This is a genomic window from Pseudoalteromonas sp. TB51 (assembly GCF_000498055.1).
GTDB classification, from domain to species: domain Bacteria; phylum Pseudomonadota; class Gammaproteobacteria; order Enterobacterales; family Alteromonadaceae; genus Pseudoalteromonas; species Pseudoalteromonas atlantica.
In genome coordinates this window covers 1-2,668 of sequence record NZ_AUTO01000257.1, presented here as the reverse complement: position 1 = coordinate 2,668, position 2,668 = coordinate 1, and the positions used below count along the sequence as shown (strand labels likewise).

Sequence of the window (2,668 nt, the reverse complement as noted above, 5' to 3'; positions counted from 1 at the left end):
TGAATCGCCCCGTGTTTGCCAGAGACTCAATAACTTGAGAAACTGGAACTATGAAAAAATCAAATCGCTATACATCAGAATTTCGTGAACGTGCAATTAGGCTTGTTACCACACAACAGCATGAATACCCTTCTCTTTGGGCTGCGCTAGTATCGATTTCAGATAAACTGGGATGTACCCCAGAAACACTTAGAGCATGGGTCAAGAAATCTCAAGCTCAACCGTCTAAACCCTCTTCTAATACGCAATCAACTGAAGAACGCCTTGCCGTCTTAGAGCGCGAGAATAAAGAGCTCAAGCGAACGAATGATATCCTGAGGCAAGCTGCCGCTTTTTTCGCCCAAGCGGAGCTCGACCGCAAACAGAAGTAATAGTGGATTTTATTGATGCTTGCAGAGAGCATTACGGTGTCGAGTCAATTTGCAAGGAATTGCCGATTGCACCATCAACGTATTATTCTCATAAACAGATACAAAGAGAGCCTGAGCGACTGTCTAACCGCAAAAAGCGTGATGCTGAGCTGATAATACTCATTCGCGAAGTGTGGGAGGATAATATGTCAGTTTATGGTGCAAGAAAAATATGGAAGCAGCTACAGCTTGACGACCATCAAGTCGCCCGCTGTACAGTCGAACGATTGATGCGAGTTATGGGAATTCAAGGTGTTCGTCGGGGTAAAGCACATAAGACAACGATACCTGACGAGCAACAAGATAAGCCACTTGATTTAGTTAATCGTCAATTTACTGCTGAGCAGCCAAATCAACTTTGGGTAGCTGACATCACCTATGTTGCCACATGGAGTGGGTTTGTTTATGTCGCTTTCGTGATAGATGTTTTTTCACGATACATTGTAGGTTGGCGTGTATCAACGACAATGCACACAGAGCTTATTCTTGATGCGTTAGAGCAAGCTATTTGGCATCGTGGCAACCCCGAAGGGTTAATTCACCACAGCGACAGAGGCAGCCAATATTTGTCTATACGATACACTGAGCGACTTGCTGAAGCTGGAATTCAAGCGTCTGTAGGCAGTGTGGGTGACTCTTATGACAATGCATTGGCTGAAACAATAAATGGATTATTTAAAACAGAGATTATTCGCAGAAATGGCCCGTGGAAGAATGTTGATGCTGTTGAATACGCAACGTTAGAGTGGGTCAATTGGTTTAATAATCAACGCTTATTATCTTCAATTGGGTATATTTCACCAGCTCAATATGAAACAGACTACTATGATAATTTAAACGAGTCAGGTAAAGTGGCCTGACTTAAACAAACTGGTCTCCGATGAACTCGGGGCGATTCAAAATGCTCTGCCAGTTGGCTTTCTTATGTGGGTACAAGAAACCCCTGCAAAGGTTTCTATTTGGCGCTTTATGGTAGATCAAACTCATCAAAATAAAGGCATTGGGCGCAAAGCACTGGCTATGGCAATTGAAGAGATTAAAGCAACTTCTAAGCTTGAACAAATCGAGATTTGTTATAACCCGCAAAATCCTGTTGCTAAAAACTTTTATTCAAGTTTCGGGTTTGAGGAAGTGGGCCTCGATGAGGATGACGACGATATGTTAGCGATTATTAAGCTATAATTTTAATTATTAAAAAGGGATTTTTATGAAGCATCTTATTACTGGTTTAGTTGTACTTTGCCTATCTTATTCGGCTCATGGTAATGAAAAAACAGCGCAAAATTTTATTACTGTTTTTAACGAGGGTTCTCAGAGTGAAGTTATTGAGTACCTCTCAAATAATATGTCTCAGAGTAGAATAGAGACCTACGGCCTTGATGCTTATGTTGGAGTGTTTTTAAACGAGAAAAATACTTATGGAAAACTAAAAGTATTAGAGTACCTACCAGAAAAAAATAATAATGATCGTATACGTGTTATTTCTCAAAACAATAACTTTGAGTATGAACTTGTTATAAATAAACAAAGTTCTCCTCCTCACAAAATTAACTACAGCAGTTTTAATGATGTTGAGTTAAAAAATATAAAAAATGCTTCACTCACCCCAAAAAGCTTTAGCCAAGAATTAGCGCAATTTATTGATAACTTAGATAATAACAACGCGTTTTCTGGTGCTGTATTAGTCGCTAAAGGCCAAAATGTTTTATTTCAAAAGGCGGTAGGTTATGCCAGCAAAGAGTGGCAGGTTAAAAATAATTTAGAGACTAAGTTTTCTTTAGGCTCTATGAATAAAATGTTTACCGCTATAGCGGCGTTGCAACTTATTGAAAAAGGCAAACTCAAGCTTGACGATAAGCTAGTTAACTTTGTAGATAAAAGCTGGCTTCCTGAAGGCGATACAGATTTAATTACTGTTAGGCACCTTTTAACGCACACATCAGGATTAGGTAACTTTTTTAATGAAGAATTTAATGCCAGCAACAAAGAGGCATATCGCGACCTTTCAGCTTATAAACCCCTAGTGGCAAGTACCCCTCTTCTTTTTAAACCTGGCACACGAAACCGATACAGTAATTCAGGAATGCTAATGCTTGGGCTTATAGTTGAAAGTGTAACTGAGGAGTCTTACTACAGTTATGTAGATAAGCATATTTATAAAAAAGCGGGTATGCAAAATTCGGGGAGCTTTGCACTAGATGATGTAAACAATAACCTAGCAACGGGTTATTTAAAGCGAATGCATAGTAGCGGCTGGG

The 2,668-nt window shown here is 39.6% G+C and carries 2 protein-coding genes, 1 pseudogene and 1 other annotated feature; all 3 genes and pseudogenes read left to right on the top strand.

What is annotated here, in order from left to right; all coding sequences use genetic code 11:
- Positions 1-50: 50 nt before the first annotated feature.
- Positions 51-1,270, top strand: a protein-coding gene (locus L650_RS0115145) for an IS3 family transposase (RefSeq protein WP_223230517.1) whose coding sequence is annotated in 2 segments (ribosomal slippage) — positions 51-339 and positions 339-1,270 — 1,221 coding nt in all. Because the reading frame shifts where the segments join, the coding sequence is not laid out codon by codon here.
- Positions 329-445 (top strand) — a sequence feature (AL1L pseudoknot). Its footprint overlaps the gene before it by 117 nt.
- A 40-nt stretch (positions 1,271-1,310) precedes the next feature.
- Positions 1,311-1,592 (top strand): annotated as a pseudogene (locus L650_RS0115140) (GNAT family N-acetyltransferase); the annotation flags it as partial.
- Between the two features lie 25 nt (positions 1,593-1,617).
- The coding region (locus tag L650_RS0115135; protein ID WP_029773626.1) for a serine hydrolase domain-containing protein at positions 1,618-2,668 on the top strand (1,051 nt) is incomplete at its 3' end.